We start from the raw sequence: 14,823 nt of genomic DNA, 5'->3' as shown, positions 1-14,823 counted from the left end.
AGATGAATTAGCGATTGCTTTTTGCAGTCTGTAATTGCGTGTTTTGAACAGGTCGTGTGGTTAGTGTGACTCTGCGATCAAACACGTTATCTTCATAATCATTTGAACTTGCAACACTTTGTTTCTCGCCAAATGCTGTAGCAGACAGTCGCGTGTGCGGCACACCTTGTTTAATTAAATAACTTTGCACGGCATTCACACGTTTCTTAGATAGCATTAAATTAGCGAGTTCATCACCCCGTTGGTCGGCAAAGCCGTTTAAGTCGATAGCCAAGTGCGGTTGTTCAATCAGTAACCGTGCGACTTTATCGAGCTGACTGGCAAAATGCGGGGCTATCTCACTTGACCCTGTTTTAAATTGAACGGTCATGGCCAGCAAAGTATTTAGTTGGGCTTGAAGCAATTGCTCTTTCTCATCATTTAAGCTCTCAAGTTGCTCAGTCAAAACTGCATTATTAGCAATAACCTGCTGATAATCTGCGGTGTGCTGCTGCATAACAACAAGTGCCTGGTTTTGCGCTTCGATAACACGCTCACCGGCTTCTTTTTCACCGATTAATCCTCCGGCAAATGCGCCAACAAATGCACCCACAGGGCCCCCAATCAAACCGCCAACTAAAGCGCCTGCACTAAGGCCAATAGCTGTTTCTTTTGGTGTTTCTTGTTTTGCTTGAGGCGCAGCCTCAACAAATTGGCTTGTTGATAGGGCCGACGTTATAAGTGCAGCAATGATGATCTTTTTCATAATTTAATCCTTTCTTTTACATTAATTGTTTGGCAACTATTGGTTGGCGTTGCAAACGTGGTATAGCGCTATTAAAACAAGCCGAAATGGCAATAAAGGGGATCAAAAAAGGCAAACTGCTGAGCAATTGTGGCAGAAAAATGGCAATCGCATTTTTGCCAGTACGCACAGTAAAATTTTCGGTATAGTGTATTCATAGTGCTGACTATGAAGCTAAATAAGTAGGAAGAATGAAGAAAATAGCCATTGTCGAAGATGAAACAGCCATCCGCGAAAACTACACTGAAATGTTGAGCGCACAAGGCTATCAAGTCATTGGGTTTGCTGACCGAGCAAGCGCAGAGCTGTCGTTTAGCCAGTCATTGCCAGATTTAGCCATCGTAGACATTGGCTTAGCGCATGAAATTGATGGAGGGTTTTTATTATGTCAAACATTACGGTCGCTCTCGAAAACCTTGCCTATTATCTTTTTAACCGCGCGTGATAGTGAAATTGATACGGTCTGCGGCCTGCGCATGGGCGCTGATGACTACTTAACAAAAGATATCAGTATGGCGCACCTTGCCGCACGAATTGGGGCTTTATTCAGACGCTTAGATGCACTTGAACAACCGGCTAATCAAGATGCGCTACTGCATCGTGGTCTATTAAAATTAGATAGCCAGCGTATGCAAGTGTTTTGGCACGATCAGCTTGTTGACTTGACGGTGACTGAGTTTTGGATGGTGCATTCACTTGCGCAGCGTCCAGGGCATGTAAAAAGTCGCAATGAATTAATGAGCGATGCAAAAATTTATGTCGATGACAGTACGATTACTTCCCACGTTAAGCGTATCCGAAAAAAGTTTATTGCCTTAGATAATAGCTTCGATTGTATCGACACAGTGTACGGTATGGGTTATCGCTGGGAGCAAGCTTAATGCTCAGATTTGGTTTGCGCAGTAAGTTTATTTTACTGTCTTGCTTTTTGTTTTTACTACCTTGGCTTGGCTATGAATATGTTTGGGAAATGGAAAAGTTTTTAAGGCAGGGCCAAGAAAAAACACTCGTAGGCACCACACGAGCCCTGGCAACAGCGTTACATGAACGGCCAGCCTTATTCGACTCGCAAACCAATTTTTTAGATCAGGTCGTTAAAGGCCGTGATTTATATGCCTATAACCTCAGCAACCCGATTCAACTTGATGGCAAACTTGCTGACTGGCAACCCTATAGGGCACTTTTTTGGCATTACGATAAACGCTACTTACAACGTGTAAACCCCGCGCACGAAGACGCTGATTTAGCATTTAGTCATATGGTTGGTAAGTACGAAAACTATTTGTATGCAGTCTTTGAGGTGCGTGATAGCTCGTTGGTGTATCGCGCTAAAAATACGCTCAGTATTACGCGCAATGATCACTTACAAATCATGTTAAAGACCCCCGAAGGTGAATTTAAGCATTACGTGATTGCTGCTCGCCAAGATGGCTGGGTTAATGCCTTTGACGCTATCAGCCGCGAGCCTGTTACAAAGATTCAAGGCTATTTTCAAAGCACAGAAACGGGCTATAACATTGAACTGCGCTTTCCATTAAGCATGCTTGGCAACAAGCTGGGATTTGCAATTGAAGATTGGGATGATGACAAAGTTGAGCCTCAACTTATGTCAACGTCTAACCTACTCAATCCCAACGACATTGGCTCGGTGCTTGTGCCTTCACCAGAGATAAACCGTATTTTAAAAGGGATGGGCCATAGCGGCAGTCGAATTTGGGTAGTCGATAGCCACCATCGCGTACTCGCACAAGCGGGGTCTATACATCACGCTGATGGTGTCTGGGCAGATGGACTCACAGATAAACCGGCAACAACATGGTGGCAACAATTTGAGCGTGATTACTTGCATCCGCTTTATTACCAAATACTAACTCGCCCTGAAAATGAGTTTATTGATACTTTGCATGATGTGGCCGCTATGCAAGGCACGCATATCGCCAGTGCATTAAACGGGAAACCCGCTTCATCGTGGCGCTTAACTCCCGATAGCAAGGCGGTGATCTTATCAGCAGCCTACCCGATTTGGATTCAAGATAAGGTCATTGGTGCTGTTATCGCAGAAGAAACCACCAATGGTGTGCGTACTCTTCGTAATAAATCGCTCGAGAAACTATTTAACGTTATTTTAGCTGTCATGCTAGTCGGTACTGTCACCTTATTCTTTTTTGCATCACGGATCTCAAGCCGTATTCGTCGTTTACGTGATAACGCTGAGCAAGCTATTGATGCACAAGGCCGAATTACAGGCAAAATAACGTATACCGATTCAAATGATGAAATTGGTGATCTCTCACGTAGTTTTGCCAATATTGTCAGCCGCTTAAGTGGTTATACCGATTACCTTGAGAATATGTCATCACGCCTTTCTCATGAATTACGTACCCCTGTTGCGGTGGTGCGCTCATCGCTTGAAAACTTACAAATGCAGCCGCAATCTGAGTTTAGTCAAAAATACCTCGCGCGCGCCAGCGAAGGCGTTGAGCGACTAGGTAAAATAATAACCACAATGAGTGAAGCAACACGCCTAGAACAAAGCATTCAAAATGTGGAAGCTGAGACGTTTGATCTCACTCAAGTGATCACTGGCTGCATGCAAGGTTACCAAATTACTTATGGCGAGAAATTATTTAATTTATCACTTTATGAATCACCACTGCCCCTGCAAGGGGCCCCGGAGTTTATTGCCCAACTTCTTGATAAACTGATTAATAATGCGCTCGAGTTTAAATCTCCTGACAGCCAAGTAACGGTGAGTTTAGCTAAAAACGAACAGCACGCTATTCTAAAAATTGTGAACCAAGGCCCTTTGTTACCAGAGGGCTTAGTAGATCATATATTTGATTCGATGGTATCAGTGAGAACTCAGGAGCATCAGCAACAACCCCATTTAGGATTAGGCTTGTATATTGTTCGTTTAATTTGTGATTACCATGAGGGACAGGTCAAGGCTGAAAATATCGCAGATGATAGCGGCGTGGTGTTCACTGTAAGTTTGCCTATAAAACAACGATGACAGCGTTACACTTGATTACAATTTAACGCTTAGTTATTCACCAATAATTCAGATTAGCGGGCTTAGTATATTGTACTATAAAAGGCAAATTTGACTCGAGGGGGCATCATGCAATCAAGGTTACAACGTGAAGAAATCGAATTCATAATGGCACTTTATAATTGTAATGATGTAACAGATAAACCCGCAGAGCCTAAAAAGCAATCAAAGAAAATACCGACTAAAAAAGTTGATACAGCGCAATATAAGTCACCAAGTTATTTGACCTAGCTTAACTTAGCTCATTACAATGCCCCACCATTGAAATTTGACCTTATGTAATGAAAAATCACTCGCCAAAAAAAGAGTTAATCTTATTGCCTGTTTTGTTTGTGGCAATCTTGTTATGTGTTGCTGGGCACTTTTTACTTCAGCCTAACTACCAAGATAGCCATACTGTAGAATATTTACTTGCTGCACTCCCTTTTGCACTGTTTGCTTTAGTCATCATTGCTTTTAAGGTTGCCAGTAAAAGCGAGAATGATGACTAATTAATTCACTATAAAACGTGATAGCCAAACCAATCGGGTTTCATCGCTTGAGAGTGCCCACTTGGTGTTAGCTTAAGGGTCAAGTTGCTATCGAGTAAATCGATAGCAAAACAATCATCTACGTCATGTAAATCATCTTTGTGCAAATGTGTCAGCCCTGCAAGCAAAGAGTCTTTAGCACGTTGCTTTGCTTCCTCACTGCTGCGCGCAACATACAATGCAAAGTCATGTTGTTCGGCAAGACTGTCTGCTCGATACGCGCCTAAATTAACAAAATAAAGCTTTTCAGGTTGCTCGTGAGCCCCTTCTATCACCTCTACTTTGTAACCATCAATGTGCTGAATATGCATGTAGCTATCCATGTGCACACTGCCTTTGTCACCCACCCACTGCGCTTTTAGCTTTGAGTAGGTGTCTTCAATTTTATCACCAACAACAAATCGAACATCGTGCATTTCGATATGACAGCCTTGTATACGACCACCAAGGTAAACTAAATAAAGCCCCATGCGCTTTCCTTTTTTTGCATCTAGGTTTTGTTGTATCTAGATTAAATTTTCTACATTAATGTTGTGTTTTTTAATTAGCTTATAAAAATCTGAGCGATTGCGTTTTGCAAGCTTTGCAGCCTCTGCAACATTGCCGGCTGCCATTTTTAGCGTATTTATTAAATAGTCACGCTCAAACTCTTTTTTAGCATCGTTTAATGATAATGGCTCTGCATTACTTACATTGCTATTGAGCGCGCTTTCAACTAGCTGTACCGCAATTACATTACCTGGGGTCAGCGCGACAACTTGTTCAATCACGTTTTGTAACTGACGAATATTACCAGGCCAGTCATAACGCACCAATGCATGCATTGCGTCATTAGCAAAACGCTTTTCATCTTGATTCATACGTTTTGCTATTACGCTTGCAAAGTGCTGTGCCAGCAAGCTTATGTCTTCCCGTCTTTCACACAAAGGAGGAAGTTTTAAGTTCACCACATTGAGTCGGTAATACAAATCTTCACGAAACAATTGGTTATTAATCGCTTCAGGTAAGTTTTTATGCGTTGCCGATACTATCCGTACATCAATAGGAATTTCTTCTTGAAATCCCACGGGACGAATTGTTTTTTCTTGCAATACACGTAATAGCTTTACTTGTAAATTCAGTGGCATATCACCTATTTCGTCAAGAAAAAGGGTACCACCTTGAGCCTGTTGAAACAAACCCTGGTGATCTTTTACCGCCCCAGTAAACGCACCTTTTTTATGACCAAATAATTCTGATTCTAACAACTCACCTGGTACAGCCCCACAGTTAATTGCAACAAAAGGCCCATCACTAACGTGACTATGCTGGTGAATCGCCTGTGCTAATAACTCCTTACCTGTGCCACTCGCCCCTGAAATTAATACATTAACATGCGTTGGCCCAAGTAACTTTACTTGCTCAAGGAGGTGCAACATGGCACCGCTGCGCGTAACTATGTTTGTTTGCGTTGGAGTTTCATCACCATGCACACCATGGATCTCGATTGCTTTGGCGAGGCTATCAAATAACTCATCTTTATCAACTGGCTTGGTAATAAACGCAAAGATCCCCTGCTTAGTTGCTTCAACTGCATCGGGGATAGAGCCATGCGCTGTCATCATAATGACTGGCATAGACGGATAGCGACTTTGCAACTGGCGGTGCAACGCCATACCGTCCATTTCATCCATACGTAAGTCGGTAATCACAGCATCAAAGGTTTGCATTTTTAATTGCTGCAGCGCAGCCAGACCACTCTCAACCGTGCTAACTTGATACCCTTTTGATTCGATTCTAATTGCGAGTAATTTCAGTAAGCTTGCATCGTCATCAACCAACAATATGCGTGGTTTTGTTATCTCAGCCATGGTTACTGCTCCTTAGTTTCTTCGCGTAACAGCAATTGTTGTTCAATTGCCGCCAGTGACGACAACGTTTTTTCCATTTTTTCTGTTAAGGCCTGCTTGGCTTGCTTGGCCTTTAGACTATGTTGAACACTTTGTTTTTGTAGCCATAAATACTGTTTTATATCATCAGGCCAATAATAAGCTTGATCACTGCTTTCGAGTAATGCCAATGCTTGTTTAGGTTCTGAGGCACTGTGTATACATAAATATTTAAATAAACTGATCAGCTCTTTTTGCCCTACATACGTCTGCTTCTGCGGCGTACTTTTAAAACCACCGCATTGCTCTGCATGCCATGCAATAACCAAACGTGCTGGCGGATACACAGGCTCGCTTTTAGGCCTTGGTTTAGGATTAGGTTGCTCCTTTGGTGTTAGCTGTGTTTTATGCTCTTTTTGTGCTGTCGATGATGTTGGCTGTGTTAAGGCACACCCGGTCAAAAATACAACGAGTACAGCGGGTATAAAACTGGCTTTATTTACGAAGCCCATATCAGTTAACTCCTTGGGTTACTTGAATTGGTAATGTCACTGTAAATCGACAGCCTTGCGGTTCATTATCAGCAATATTAAGTGTGCCTCTCAGTTGCTCAACCGTTTCTTTCACTATTGTGAGGCCAAGACCACTGCCCATTTCAGTTTGCTCTTTGGCATTTTTCCCCTGATAAAAGGCACCAAAAACAGCGGTCTTTTCAGAATCAGCAATGCCTTTACCGACATCACTGACCGTCACTTGAAGCTGAGTGTGTTTATAACGCGCTTCGACCGTGACAACGCCTTGTTCAGGTGAAAATTTCAAGGCATTGGAAATGAGTTGCACAAGAATCATTTCTAACAACTCGGAAGAAATATACATCGCTTTTGAGGGAAGTTCATTTACCCATATTAACGACTGATTTCGCGCAATTAAACGATGTTCAAAGTGACGCTCAATATTCGTTTTCATACTATTGAAGTTAAGCTCTGTGACACTCTCTTTACTGGTACGAATCGCGTTATAATTTAATAAGCTTTCAATCATCACTCGTAAACGTGCCATACTCTGTGTAATTAGCTCAAGGACAGCTTGCTGCTCGCTATTAATTGGGCCAACAATTTCATCAGCGAGTAAATCAGTGCCTTCAACCATGGAGGCAAGCGGTGTTTTTAATTCGTGAGTAACATGACGTAAAAAGGTGTCTTTTTGTTGCTCTAGCATATGCAGCTGCGCTTGCACCCATTCTAATTTATTACCTAACTCAACTAGCTCCGATGAGCCTCGTACAGAAATTTTCTGCTGCCAATGACCTTGACCTAGTTTATCTATTACACTTGTTAGTTCACCTAAACGGCCACTGATCCGCCATAAAAACCCACCACTTACTAATAATGTGAGTGGAATTAATGCAATTAACCAGTTTATAAACGACGCTTGAAGCGCCTTTAATTGCTGTTGATTCTTGGTGATCCGTAATTCATTTTGATCACGTAGCCACACAGTTTGCTCTGCAATAAGTTTGCTTGCTGGGGCAAATAATTCACCATCTTGTTTTTGCTCTGCAACTAAGTGTTGCTGGGCAAAGTTGAGTACTTCTGCCAATTGCTGCCACTGCGCCACATACTCTGTCGATGGACTAAGAAAAATAAGCTCATCAATACTTTGCAGCGATGACTGCCACTTATTTTCAATTAAGGTATCGAGTGATTCACTTTTTAAAACCCAATTTTGTCTTGTTGCTCTTTCTAGGCTATTTAAATCTTGTTTTAAACTATTAAACGCCTTTGTAACTAAATAATTATCGCTGACAATTTTTTGTGTCACAGCCAATTGTTTATTCAGTGCGTTTAAAAACACGATCACAACCAACGATAAAGGCAGCAAAGACAACAAAGTGCTAAAGACAAACTGGCCAATTAAACTGGGCCGCCAATCGAGCGCATGTTTAAATTTATTCGCAACGAGACCTTGCATACTGATCCTTTTCAACGTGACAGAAGATGATTATTAGATAAATAACTTAGACACTCGCTGAATCCAGCCTATATAACAGCACTTTTTAACCAATAAATGCTTTTTTGTTGCTAATCAGCAACAATATAACTCTCTGTTTTAAAATGAATAATCCTTTAGAACCCAAAAAACGTTGCAAAAAAGACACAACTCTTTGTAAGTATTGCTGAGCAAACCACTCAGAAAATAATTAAACCATTGATATTAAACACATTTTAAAGTTGGCATTGTTTTTGTTAATACCGTAATAAGTTATAGATTTTAGGAAACAAAATGAAAACGATGGCCTGTATTTCAATCATGCTTGCCAGCTTAGTATCAATAAGCTCATACGCGCTTGATCTCAACGAGACGTTTAATGAACTTGATAAAGACAGTAATGGCGCGCTAAGTGAGTCTGAAGCATCTGAGGACGCATTGTTACATGGCAATTTTTCTCAAATTGATAGTAATGAGGATGGCCAAATTTCATTTCCAGAGTTTCAGTCGTTTATTCAATAGGAGATTGTTATGAAACAACTTATCGCTGCCTTTTCGCTGATATTTTTGGCTATCAGTGCGACCGTTTTGGCATCTCAAATGGATGTTCGTTTTACTAAGTTTGATAGCAATGCAGACAATGCAATTTCACTTTCTGAAGCCAATGAACACCCTGAGCTAATTAAGCAATTTACTGATCTTGATACAAATAATGATCAGCGATTATCTGAACAAGAGTTTGAAAAATTCAAACCTTAACCTCTTAAAGTGCTTGCCATAATCCCAGAGGGAGCGTGTAAACGGATTTAAATTTTGGGATTTAAATTATGGCAAGCACTTTTCCCAAAAAGGATTTTACTTTCTGAGGAGTTTTATTATGAAAATTGCGACACTTGCTCCATTCACTTTAATTACTATAAGCTTCAATACCTTAGCATTAGATGTTAAGCAGCGATTTGATCATTTAGACAAAGATAAAAATGGTTATTTAAGTGTTGAAGAGCTTGCATCTCAGCCACACTTGCAAAAGCACATGGCTAAATGGGATACAGACAACGATCAGCAAATATCACTCCTTGAATTTAAGCACTACTTAACAAACAAGAGTTAAAGCAATGTCAAAATACACTTTCGCCAGTCTTATAATCTGTGGTTTATATAGCAGTATGGTTTTTGCAACAGAAAGTATTGGAGAAAAATTTAAACAACTCGATCGTAATGAAGATGGCTTCTTAAGCCGTTCTGAATCTGCACGAGACCCCGCTCTGTGGTCTCGTTTTAAAAGTTACGACAGCGATAAAGACAATAAGTTATCGTTTGCTGAATTTAATGAATATGCTAGCAAATAATGCTGAGGGTGCGAGTCACCCTTTGCACGTTTTAATTACCTAATTATTTGCAGTTTACAGCAACTCTGATACTGTTTTTATAAATCAATAAAAATAAGAATAGTATGAAACTCATTATCAGCTTACTCGCAACTGCATCGATATCTTGCTTCGCTAACACCACCGTTATTTATAACGTAAATGGTTACACACCAACCTATCAAGGTCAGACACAGCAATTTTCAACCTTAGTCTTTAAAGATGGAAAAGTTGTCAAAACAGGCGATGATTCCCTTAAGGCTAGTTTTCCTGATGCGACAACGATCGATGGTAAAAAGGCAACACTGCTGCCCGGGCTTATTGATGCACATGGTCATATAATTGGGCTTGGCAATAACTTGTCACAACTGGATGTTAGAAATACCCAATCTGTCGATATGGTCGGTAAAATGTTGGCCGAATTCGCTAAAGATAAACAAGGTTGGATAATTGGCCGAGGCTGGAACCAAGAACATTGGCCTGGCGGTCAATTTCCTACGGCAGCAGATTTAGACAAATACGTAAAAGACAAGCCTGTTGTGCTGTCTCGCGTTGATGGTCATGCCGTGTGGGTCAATTCAAAAGCAATGGCGTTGGCTGGCATAACGGCGCAAACAGATACGCCCTCTGGAGGCGAAATAATTAAACTTCCTTCGGGTCAGCCATCAGGGGTGTTTATTGATAAAGCAGAAACATTAGTAACGCAACACATCCCCAAGACAGATCACGCGAGTATCAATCGCGCACTTGATAACGCTGGTAATCACCTACTCAGTTTAGGCATTACATCAGCACACGATGCAGGTATAGACTACGATACGTGGCAAGTGTATAAACAGCGTGCAGAACACAATAACCTGCCTGTTAGAATTGTTGCTATGCTCAGTGCTGGCGATCCAAAGCTCGAAACCATGCTTAAAGCTGGTCGCTATAAAGATATGAACGACATGCTCTCCATTGGCAGTGTAAAAGTCTATGCAGATGGTGCATTAGGCAGTCGAGGCGCTGCATTAATTAATGAGTACGCTGATCGCAAAAACCATCATGGCTTAATGCTCGAAACGCAAGAAAAGCTTGAACAACTATTTACCTTAAGTTTTTCACACGGCTTTAGCGCGAATACCCATGCGATTGGCGACGAAGCTAATAAAACCGTTTTAGATGCTTATGAAAATGTCTTCAAAAAATCGGGAGGCATTTTATTACGGAACCGCATTGAACACGCGCAAATTGTGTCGCCAAACGATATTCCTCGCTTTAAAGCGTTAAAAATTATTCCTTCCATGCAGCCTGTTCATGCGACTTCTGATATGCACATGGCTGAGCAACGTCTGAACGAAACACAGTTGACGGGTGCCTATGCGTGGAAAACATTTTTATCACAAGGCTCCATTATTGCGGCAGGCTCTGATTTCCCCGTTGAACTTGCTGACCCATTCGATGGCTTATACTCAGCAATTACACGCATGGACCATAACCAACTTCCTGAAGGAGGTTGGCGTCCTGAAGAGTTACTGTCACGTGATGAAGCACTAAGAGCGTTTACATTGGGAGGCGCTTACGCTGCCCATCAAGAATTTAAAGTAGGAAGTTTAGAACAAGGAAAATGGGCTGACTTTATTTTAATCAATAAAGATTATTACACGGTGCCGCTCGCTGACGTTCACGCTATAAAAGTACAGCAAACCTGGCTGGCAGGTGAGCTTAAATATACACTTGAAAACGAAAATTAAATTACTTTTTAGCGTCAACTGTCGGTTGACGCTTTAATTTTATAATATGGTAGATATTAACGAAGGTAAGCAAGCCATTGGTAAATGCCACAGGCACGGCATCAATTGCTACACCATAAAGAGTAAATGCGATACAGCCAGCTAAGTTAAACCAACGAAGCTTCATAACATCGCTCATTGTTAAAGAAGCGACCAATAATGCAGATGCTAAATAGCCTAAATATTCCCAACTCAATTGTTCTCTCCTAGGCTTTAGGTTAGCATTAGAGTTTGTCATTTTTAGACTCACTCATTGCTCACTTTGACAATGAAAATAAAAAAGCTAACTTACTAAAAACCTTGTAAAGCCTGAGAATTAACCCGACTTTAAAATCATTACACGGGAAATGAAGGTATGAGTAACGTGAACACCTTACTAGTAAGTTAGCATAAATTCTTAGAATCTTAATGCTAGCGTCATTAAGATGTAATAAATAGGACAATTGTCCGAAGAGCGGCGTTAATGTTTCAATATCATTTTTCAAGCTACCTTGTTGATCAATTACTCACTTTTGCAGGGAGTCGTTTTCAACAAGCCAAAAAAGAAGTGCTGATCCATCAAGATCAACCACTTTCCAAACTCGTATTAGTGAGAAGTGGTACCGTTTCGTTTAGTTACGATGTCGGTAATGGTCGCCGCCTTTTGCTCGGTCAACTTGACTGTAATAATACATTAATTGGTGAGATTGAAGCTCTTAACAACCTCCCTTGTATCTACACAGTAACGTGTTTCAGTGATGTTAGTTACAATCTCATTGAGCTTAAACATTGGCGCGCACTACTTTTAGAAAAACCAGAACTGAGTTTATACACAGCACAAACAATAGCCGCTAAGTTTCAAGAGAACCAAAAAATCAACCTAGACAAATTGCTATTACCCTTAAGCTATAATATTGCTAAAGATTGTTTATTAAGAGCTGAAAATAATAACCCGACACTGCTTAGAGCCTACCCAACAGTGAATGCCGAAGCAGAACGTTTTGCCACCACCGAACGTGCCTATCGACGTGTTGTGACTGAGCTTGTAGAAAAGGGCTTAGTAAAACGCAGCAATCAAGGTTTACAAGTGGTCGACATAGACAAACTGAGTGATTACGTAGACAGTTTTTCGCAGTTATAAACTTGTTACATAATCTGTTATTATACTTTACAATTACGCAGGCGAACTGAAATTAATAGTCAGCATGAGTTCAGTTGCATAAACTATAAATATTCATAGAGTTGAGCTTTTTAATAGCTGAGCTCTGTATTATAATTCGGCAAAGCGAAATGTGCCGCCCACAATGTTTGAAGGACGAGACAAAACTTTCTTATTCTATTAATGAAAGTATATATAATGTTCACTTGACGTATATATAATGTACGCTTATCCTTCAATAACAGATAACCATGTGTGGCGTATTTCGGTGCACAAACCGGTACTATTTGCTCTAATAAAAGTCTGATTACTTTACGATAAAGGAAAGAAAGGTAACGATTATGGGAAACAATGAATTTAAACTAACAAAGCTAGCGCTAGCGTTAGGTGTCACTCTAAGCTTAAGCGGTTGTTTTAGTGATAATGATAACAACACCACAGTGCCAGAGCCACCAACACCAACAGTACAAGCTCCTGTTGCTGATACGCCTGAGGCACTTACTTTTTATGTAGCGGGTAATGTAGTAGATAACGAAACAGGTGAAGTGATTCCTGCTACAATTAAGTTTTTAGAGGAAGGTGCACCTTCTACAAATGTTACTGACATTGAAGGCGAAGAACTTACTAGTGTTACAGCTGAAGACGGTGTATTTTCATTTACGCTGGCTGATGATGCTGAACTAACAGAGTTGACTGTTCTTGTTACTTCTGAAGGCTACGTTTCAAAAAGTATTGTTGTTGATTTATCAGATACATCAGAATCTTTAGACGCGATAGTACCTCTTGTAAAACTTGATGATACAAAACTTGCTATTGATTCAAGTGAAGGTGCTGCTGCAGATGGTATCTTATCGGCTGATTTAACAGCTTCTGCTGATGCGGATTCGAGCGGTGCTACTGTAACAATTCCTAAAGATGTAGAACTAAGAGATGCTAATGGCGAGTTAGTTTCAGGTACAGATGTAACATTAAATATTGTCACTGCCGATATTGATGCTGCAGCTGGTAAGGCAGCCGCGGTAGATTTAATTCCTGAAGGTTTAAATGGCTCAAGCACAACTGAAGTCGCGGTACCTGCTTCAGTTATTAACGTAGAAATGTTAGCTGGCGATACTAAAGTTAAAAACTTCTCATCTCCAGTATCTATCACATCAAAACTGCCTGCAACTTATGTAACAGCAGATGGTACAGTGATTGAAACAGGTGATACGTTCGATGTTTTCTCTTATGATGAAGACACTGGTATTTGGGTAAAAGAAACAGATCCTGCAACGGTTGGAACGGCTGGTACATTAACTATGCCAACAACTTTTAGTGTTGACCACTTTTCTACAAAAGTGTTAACACAAAGTAAAGCCGTTTGTAGTGGCCCTATTGCATACAACTTTACTGGCGATGCAATTCCGGCTGTAGGCTTAAATGTTAAAATTAAGTCGGACACTATCACTAAAGAGAAAAAAATCAAGAAAACACAAGGTAACTTCTTAGGTTCAGCTGCGGTTACTAAAGCGGGTATACCTGCTGACGCAGTTGTAGATGTTACCGTTACAGATAACAACGGTAATGTTTGGGGTACTCAAAGCAACTTATCAGTTTGTAGTAACTCTATCAATATCGCACTAGATAGCCCGGTTGAAATTATTGCGGAAGATTTGAATGTAACTTATACATGTTCAAACGCTGAAGTTGATCAAGACAAGCAATTCCCGTTAACAGGTGCTCTAGTTAAGTACGCTCTTGGTAAAAAACGTTCTTCAACAGCAACTGAAACAAATGGCTCTTATGCACTTTCAGGACTTGAAAGTGGAGAAACATATGCTGTAACTATCATTCCTCGTGGCATTGAAGTAGAACCTGAAGTGACCTCAATTACAGCTGATGGCACTGCAGAATCATTTAACTTCGACCGTGACAATTGTGAACTTAAAACCGTTGAAGTAACAGGTGGCACTGGTGGTACTGGTGGTACTGGTGGTAATGGCTAATATTGTTATTTAGCTAAAATATTTAAAAACCGCGCTTTATGAAGTGACCCCATAAAGTTGGACTCATTTTTAAGCGGCTGCCAAGGCCTGATTTCGATACTGTATCGGACTCAGGCCTTTTAGTTTCAGCTTAATACGCTCGTTGTTGTAATAGTGGATATATTCTTTGATGTTTTCAATAAGCTCATTCACGTCTTTAAACGTTTCGTTGTGGTACATCTCACTCTTCAATATGCCGAAGAAGTTCTCAGCAACCGCATTATCTAAACAATTTCCTTTTCTAGACATACTTTGTTGCAACCCTTTTTCCTTGAGATGATTTTGATATTGTTTGTTTT

General features: G+C 40.6%; 18 protein-coding genes. 11 read left to right on the top strand and 7 right to left on the bottom strand.

Translation table 11 applies throughout. The features are described 5' to 3' along the window. Positions 1 to 7: 7 nt before the first annotated feature. Positions 8 to 745, bottom strand: a complete 738-nt coding sequence (gene pdsO / locus LPA49_RS20590) for a sortase-associated OmpA-like protein PdsO (RefSeq protein ID WP_230237698.1) — start codon at positions 743 to 745, stop codon at positions 8 to 10. A 230-nt stretch (positions 746 to 975) separates the two neighbouring features. Between pdsO and pdsR the strand changes: the two genes are divergently transcribed. The 4 genes from pdsR (at position 976) to LPA49_RS20570 (ending at position 4,327) form a co-directional block, all read left to right on the top strand. Beyond that, positions 976 to 1,665 carry a proteobacterial dedicated sortase system response regulator gene (pdsR, locus tag LPA49_RS20585; RefSeq protein ID WP_036970667.1) on the top strand — a complete coding sequence of 230 codons (690 nt, stop codon included), beginning with the start codon at positions 976 to 978 and terminating at the stop codon, positions 1,663 to 1,665. Continuing rightward, complete coding sequence (gene pdsS, locus LPA49_RS20580) at positions 1,665 to 3,797, top strand: proteobacterial dedicated sortase system histidine kinase (RefSeq protein WP_230237696.1); 2,133 nt, start codon at positions 1,665 to 1,667, stop codon at positions 3,795 to 3,797. Before pdsR ends, pdsS begins: the two co-directional genes overlap by 1 nt. A gap of 108 nt (positions 3,798 to 3,905) precedes the next feature. After that, on the top strand, positions 3,906 to 4,067 hold the full coding sequence (locus LPA49_RS20575) for a hypothetical protein (RefSeq protein WP_155950844.1): 162 nt from the start codon (positions 3,906 to 3,908) through the stop codon (positions 4,065 to 4,067). Between the two features lie 50 nt (positions 4,068 to 4,117). After that, positions 4,118 to 4,327 (top strand): hypothetical protein, encoded by a 210-nt coding sequence (locus tag LPA49_RS20570; protein ID WP_036970671.1) that lies wholly within the window; start codon positions 4,118 to 4,120, stop codon positions 4,325 to 4,327. An 8-nt stretch (positions 4,328 to 4,335) separates the two neighbouring features. Here the strand turns inward: LPA49_RS20570 and LPA49_RS20565 are convergent, their stop codons facing one another. Genes LPA49_RS20565 through LPA49_RS20550 form a run of 4 tightly spaced genes read right to left on the bottom strand, consistent with a single transcriptional unit; the run spans position 4,336 to position 8,205 of the window. Further along, complete coding sequence (locus LPA49_RS20565; RefSeq protein ID WP_036970673.1) at positions 4,336 to 4,836, bottom strand: DUF1543 domain-containing protein; 501 nt, start codon at positions 4,834 to 4,836, stop codon at positions 4,336 to 4,338. Positions 4,837 to 4,872: 36 nt separating this feature from the next. Next, a complete protein-coding gene (locus tag LPA49_RS20560; protein WP_065978059.1) occupies positions 4,873 to 6,216 on the bottom strand; it encodes a sigma 54-interacting transcriptional regulator in 1,344 nt (447 codons plus the stop codon). A gap of 2 nt (positions 6,217 to 6,218) precedes the next feature. Next, complete coding sequence (locus LPA49_RS20555) at positions 6,219 to 6,746, bottom strand: hypothetical protein (RefSeq protein WP_065978058.1); 528 nt, start codon at positions 6,744 to 6,746, stop codon at positions 6,219 to 6,221. 1 nt (position 6,747) lies between these two features. Beyond that, positions 6,748 to 8,205 carry a HAMP domain-containing sensor histidine kinase gene (locus LPA49_RS20550; RefSeq protein ID WP_230237694.1) on the bottom strand — a complete coding sequence of 486 codons (1,458 nt, stop codon included), beginning with the start codon at positions 8,203 to 8,205 and terminating at the stop codon, positions 6,748 to 6,750. A gap of 312 nt (positions 8,206 to 8,517) precedes the next feature. On the opposite strand from LPA49_RS20550, the gene LPA49_RS20545 reads away from it, so the two are divergent. The 5 genes from LPA49_RS20545 to LPA49_RS20525 all read left to right on the top strand — a co-directional run bounded on the left by LPA49_RS20545 (position 8,518) and on the right by LPA49_RS20525 (position 11,323). Beyond that, complete coding sequence (locus tag LPA49_RS20545; protein WP_036970684.1) at positions 8,518 to 8,745, top strand: cag pathogenicity island protein Cag25; 228 nt, start codon at positions 8,518 to 8,520, stop codon at positions 8,743 to 8,745. Positions 8,746 to 8,754: 9 nt separating this feature from the next. Next, positions 8,755 to 8,982, top strand: a complete 228-nt coding sequence (locus tag LPA49_RS20540; RefSeq protein WP_065978056.1) for a hypothetical protein — start codon at positions 8,755 to 8,757, stop codon at positions 8,980 to 8,982. Positions 8,983 to 9,100: 118 nt separating this feature from the next. Further along, the gene (locus LPA49_RS20535) at positions 9,101 to 9,334 is read left to right on the top strand and encodes an EF-hand domain-containing protein (protein WP_230237692.1); all 234 of its coding nucleotides are present in this window, start codon (positions 9,101 to 9,103) and stop codon (positions 9,332 to 9,334) included. Between the two features lie 4 nt (positions 9,335 to 9,338). Beyond that, entirely contained in the window at positions 9,339 to 9,572 is a 234-nt protein-coding gene (locus LPA49_RS20530) for an EF-hand domain-containing protein (RefSeq protein ID WP_065978055.1), read from the top strand. A 104-nt stretch (positions 9,573 to 9,676) separates the two neighbouring features. Continuing rightward, complete coding sequence (locus LPA49_RS20525) at positions 9,677 to 11,323, top strand: amidohydrolase (protein WP_230237690.1); 1,647 nt, start codon at positions 9,677 to 9,679, stop codon at positions 11,321 to 11,323. Position 11,324: 1 nt separating this feature from the next. Here the strand turns inward: LPA49_RS20525 and LPA49_RS20520 are convergent, their stop codons facing one another. Further along, positions 11,325 to 11,558 (bottom strand): YgjV family protein, encoded by a 234-nt coding sequence (locus LPA49_RS20520; RefSeq protein WP_036970694.1) that lies wholly within the window; start codon positions 11,556 to 11,558, stop codon positions 11,325 to 11,327. Positions 11,559 to 11,825: 267 nt separating this feature from the next. On the opposite strand from LPA49_RS20520, the gene LPA49_RS20515 reads away from it, so the two are divergent. Both LPA49_RS20515 and LPA49_RS20510 read left to right on the top strand, forming a co-directional pair. Next, the gene (locus LPA49_RS20515; protein ID WP_036970695.1) at positions 11,826 to 12,482 is read left to right on the top strand and encodes a Crp/Fnr family transcriptional regulator; all 657 of its coding nucleotides are present in this window, start codon (positions 11,826 to 11,828) and stop codon (positions 12,480 to 12,482) included. 359 nt (positions 12,483 to 12,841) lie between these two features. Then, complete coding sequence (locus LPA49_RS20510; protein WP_230237688.1) at positions 12,842 to 14,485, top strand: hypothetical protein; 1,644 nt, start codon at positions 12,842 to 12,844, stop codon at positions 14,483 to 14,485. 69 nt (positions 14,486 to 14,554) lie between these two features. On the opposite strand, the gene LPA49_RS20505 is transcribed toward LPA49_RS20510, so the two are convergent. After that, positions 14,555 to 14,823, bottom strand: a 269-nt coding sequence (locus tag LPA49_RS20505; protein WP_143474491.1) for an IS3 family transposase, incomplete at its 5' end; no start/stop codon positions are given.

Source organism: Pseudoalteromonas sp. MB41, from assembly GCF_020966275.1.
Lineage (GTDB): Bacteria > Pseudomonadota > Gammaproteobacteria > Enterobacterales > Alteromonadaceae > Pseudoalteromonas > Pseudoalteromonas lipolytica.
The sequence above is the reverse complement of the archived record's forward strand: the minus strand, read 5'-3'. Positions and strand labels throughout refer to the sequence as shown.

Bases quoted from the DNA above. Each gene is read 5' to 3' on its own strand.
- pdsO (WP_230237698.1), bottom strand. From the start codon at position 745: ATGAAAAAGATCATCATTGCTGCACTTATAACGTCGGCCCTATCAACA.
- pdsR (WP_036970667.1), top strand. From the start codon at position 976: ATGAAGAAAATAGCCATTGTCGAAGATGAAACAGCCATCCGCGAAAAC.
- LPA49_RS20535 (WP_230237692.1), top strand. From the start codon at position 9,101: ATGAAAATTGCGACACTTGCTCCATTCACTTTAATTACTATAAGCTTC.
- LPA49_RS20575 (WP_155950844.1), top strand. From the start codon at position 3,906: ATGCAATCAAGGTTACAACGTGAAGAAATCGAATTCATAATGGCACTT.
- LPA49_RS20565 (WP_036970673.1), bottom strand. From the start codon at position 4,836: ATGGGGCTTTATTTAGTTTACCTTGGTGGTCGTATACAAGGCTGTCAT.
- LPA49_RS20570 (WP_036970671.1), top strand. From the start codon at position 4,118: ATGAAAAATCACTCGCCAAAAAAAGAGTTAATCTTATTGCCTGTTTTG.
- LPA49_RS20555 (WP_065978058.1), bottom strand. From the start codon at position 6,746: ATGGGCTTCGTAAATAAAGCCAGTTTTATACCCGCTGTACTCGTTGTA.
- LPA49_RS20545 (WP_036970684.1), top strand. From the start codon at position 8,518: ATGAAAACGATGGCCTGTATTTCAATCATGCTTGCCAGCTTAGTATCA.
- LPA49_RS20530 (WP_065978055.1), top strand. From the start codon at position 9,339: ATGTCAAAATACACTTTCGCCAGTCTTATAATCTGTGGTTTATATAGC.
- LPA49_RS20515 (WP_036970695.1), top strand. From the start codon at position 11,826: ATGTTTCAATATCATTTTTCAAGCTACCTTGTTGATCAATTACTCACT.
- LPA49_RS20540 (WP_065978056.1), top strand. From the start codon at position 8,755: ATGAAACAACTTATCGCTGCCTTTTCGCTGATATTTTTGGCTATCAGT.
- LPA49_RS20525 (WP_230237690.1), top strand. From the start codon at position 9,677: ATGAAACTCATTATCAGCTTACTCGCAACTGCATCGATATCTTGCTTC.
- LPA49_RS20510 (WP_230237688.1), top strand. From the start codon at position 12,842: ATGGGAAACAATGAATTTAAACTAACAAAGCTAGCGCTAGCGTTAGGT.
- LPA49_RS20550 (WP_230237694.1), bottom strand. From the start codon at position 8,205: ATGCAAGGTCTCGTTGCGAATAAATTTAAACATGCGCTCGATTGGCGG.
- LPA49_RS20560 (WP_065978059.1), bottom strand. From the start codon at position 6,216: ATGGCTGAGATAACAAAACCACGCATATTGTTGGTTGATGACGATGCA.
- pdsS (WP_230237696.1), top strand. From the start codon at position 1,665: ATGCTCAGATTTGGTTTGCGCAGTAAGTTTATTTTACTGTCTTGCTTT.